This is a genomic window from Mycobacterium sp., from assembly GCF_049281135.1.
Taxonomy (GTDB): Bacteria; Actinomycetota; Actinomycetes; order Mycobacteriales; family Mycobacteriaceae; genus Mycobacterium.
In genome coordinates, this window is sequence record NZ_JBAPRN010000025.1 from 1 (window position 1) to 2870 (window position 2870).

The following is a 2870-nucleotide window of genomic DNA, read 5'->3' on the forward strand; positions in this document are numbered from 1 at the left end:
CCGTGCTCTCCCGCGCCGATCAGCTTCGCGGCCAATTCGCCGCGTTGGGTTCCAGAACCTCGCAATCCGTCGCCTCGTGAGCGACCTCGGCACGGTCACGGCCGTGCCGGCCCTCATCGAGGCGGCGCGTTCTTTCGGGGTATGTGTGTCCGGTTGCGGCCACGGCTTGGTTCGCCGCGGCTCGGCAAATCGACCGTGAGGCGCCGCCCGTGACGCGGTTGCCTTCGAAACGGGATTTCTGCTCGGGATCCGCCGTTGCCAATTAACCGCGGTTAAGTGGCAAACAGTCAGTGACCGCGGGCTGGGCTGCGCCATCCGAAAGTGCCGTAGGACGCGTCTTCTGCGGACCTGACCCCTCCCCCGGTGGCCGACTCCGCACGCAACGCGGCCGGCCTGAGCGCGCACCGGTTAGGCACCGATGACGCCGCTGCTGGTAAGCACCTGCGATCGGCGTGCTGCCACCAGCTCTCCTGCGTCGGGCCCAACATCAGAACATCCCGGCCGCCGGAATCGCCCACCCCGGCGCAACGTCAGCTTTAGCCCGGGCACTCGATCATTTCGTCACGGTGATGGCACGTGTGGTCATTGCGAGGACTTCCGCACGCAAGGGAATGCGCAGCCCGATCATCCGATCACCGCCAGATCCGATCACCCCGTGATCGAATGATCGGGCAACAGCGTCACCGAGCAACCCGGTGATGCGATCCGCGTATCACCGGGTTATCGGATTACCCGGTTACGCCGCGACAGCGTAATGGTGTTGCGCGATCATCAGGTGGCTGGATCACCGGATCACCCGGCGACTGTGTCGCTACGCGATGCGATCACCACGTTGCCTAGTTGCACCGTCATCCGGTGATCCAGTCGCGGGATCGCACGATCACCGCGTCACGCCGACACCGTGTGATGGTGTCGCGCGATCATCACGCGGCTGGATCACCGGATCACGCCCCGACCGCGTTGCACAGCGATTGCGTCACGGTGTTGCACGGTCGCAGCATCACTGAATCGCCGAATGACCGCGTGATCCGGTCGCGCCATCGCCGCGTCACGGTGCGATCCGATCACCGGATCACGCAGCGGCACGGTGACACCATCACTGCGTCGCCGCATCACCCGGTGCGGGGGTGACTGCGTCGCGGCATCACCCGATCCCCGCGTCACTACGTGATCACATCGCCTCGACACACCGTCGCGGCATCACCGAAACACCGGATCACCCTGCTCTAATGAATGTGACTAAAGTGAAGGAAGTGACTCTCGTGAAAGCAGAAGTGATTGCGATCGCCAATCACAAGGGCGGGGTGGGGAAGTCTTTCACCGCGGTGAACCTGGCCGCCGGCATGGCGCGCGGCGGGTGGCGCACCCTCCTGGTCGACTGCGACCCGCAGGGTAACTCAACGTCAATGTTCGATCCCGACGACGACGTCGAGTTCGACATCTATGACCTCATCGCCGACGCCGCACCGATCGACAAGGTGATCCGCACGACGCGGCTGGCCAAACTCGACATGGTGGGGTCTACGTTGGCGGTCGCCAAGCTGGACATGGAACTCGTCACGATGCACCGGCGCGAGGAGCGGCTCGCCATGGCGTTGCGGCCGGTCTATCAGGCTTACGACGCGATTGTCCTCGACCTTTCGCCGAATCTGGGCCAACTGGTGATCACCGCGCTCAACGCCGCCGACTGGTTCATCGTGCCGACTGATGCCAGCAAGTGGGGGAGGCGGGGCGTCAACATGTTCCTGGAATGGTCAACCACCCTGCGCCAGCATCAGGTGTTGTCGGCGACCTTTCTGGGAGTCTTGCTGACCAAATATGAATCGCAGACCCTGATCAGCCGCGAGACCATGCACAAGCTGCGCGATGACGGCCTGCCGATCTTCGACACGATCATTCCCAAGCGCACTGCCGCCGAGCGCATGGTCAGCGACCAGGTCGTGCTGGGCGACCTGGAAGCAGATCAGGATCTGGCGCAGGCATATGCAAGTTTCGCTGTTGAGGTCATGACCCTCGTCGATGAGGGCCGACGGAATCGAGGAAAGCACCATGCCTAAAAAGGACACCGCCGCCGCCGTGCTCGGCATGTTGTCGACCGCCGGAGCCCAGACCCGTCAGGCCCCCAACGACACCGAACGCGCCGAGCACGCATCGGCCGCGCCGAGCGTCACAGTGACGGAAGACCCCCCGGCGTCGGTAACCACGCTTCCCAGCCCCGCCCTTCCCATCACCGCACCCGCTACCGAGGCGCCGCGCACCCTGCGGTTGCGCCCGGCAACAGCGCAGCGGGTTCGCCAGGCGTGGCTAGAGGCCAAACGCGATGACGTCTTGCTTACTGCCCAGGATTTCGCCTCAGACCTCGTCGATGAGGCACTGGTGCGGCATCGGCGCTCGCGCACAATTAACCGCGGTTAAGTCCTCAAGCGCTTCGGGCGTCGTCGCGGATCTCGGTGAGCCATCCGTCTCGATCGAGCAGGACCCACCGAGATCCCCGCCAGTGAAACGGCACAGACGCTGAATCGCGCCCGGCCGCCACCAGGTAGCCGGCTCGGGTCGCCAGCTGCGGCTGCAGGCGTGCCACGATCTCGGCGCACGCCCCGCAAGCCGCGAACAGCTGCGCGGGAGAGGGGTTTTCGCCGGGCGGTCCGGTCGGGCAGCGGTTCACGACCCGGTCGAAGCTGTAGCGACAGCTCTCCGTGAACACCTCGCAATGCCCGCAGCTCCGGGCGAGCAGTGCGGCCGGCGCCGAGCGCGACGGTAGCGCTGCCGATGGTCTGCGCAGCGGCGCAGGCGGCAGGGGATGCTGGCCGGTGGTGCCGGGCGTGGTCGGTGGCCGCCAATCGCGCAGCGCCGCATCGTCGATGGCGATC

The 2870-nt window shown here is 65.5% G+C and carries 3 protein-coding genes and 1 pseudogene; 2 read left to right on the top strand and 2 right to left on the bottom strand.

The features are described 5' to 3' along the window. Nucleotides 1-936: 936 nt before the first annotated feature. On the bottom strand, nucleotides 937-1164 hold the full coding sequence (locus WAN02_RS01005) for a hypothetical protein (protein WP_422261979.1): 228 nt from the start codon (nucleotides 1162-1164) through the stop codon (nucleotides 937-939). A gap of 89 nt (nucleotides 1165-1253) precedes the next feature. On the opposite strand from WAN02_RS01005, the gene WAN02_RS01010 reads away from it, so the two are divergent. Together WAN02_RS01010 and WAN02_RS01015 are read left to right on the top strand one after the other, a co-directional pair. Then, complete coding sequence (locus WAN02_RS01010; protein WP_422261981.1) at nucleotides 1254-2057, top strand: ParA family protein; 804 nt, start codon at nucleotides 1254-1256, stop codon at nucleotides 2055-2057. Then, nucleotides 2050-2415 carry a hypothetical protein gene (locus WAN02_RS01015; protein WP_422261983.1) on the top strand — a complete coding sequence of 122 codons (366 nt, stop codon included), beginning with the start codon at nucleotides 2050-2052 and terminating at the stop codon, nucleotides 2413-2415. Before WAN02_RS01010 ends, WAN02_RS01015 begins: the two co-directional genes overlap by 8 nt. A 4-nt stretch (nucleotides 2416-2419) precedes the next feature. Here the strand turns inward: WAN02_RS01015 and WAN02_RS01020 are convergent. Then, a pseudogene (locus WAN02_RS01020) lies at nucleotides 2420-2870 on the bottom strand (hypothetical protein); the annotation flags it as partial.

Excerpts from the sequence above, each read along its gene's own strand:
- WAN02_RS01015 (WP_422261983.1), top strand. The coding sequence starts at position 2,050 with ATGCCTAAAAAGGACACCGCCGCCGCCGTGCTCGGCATGTTGTCGACC.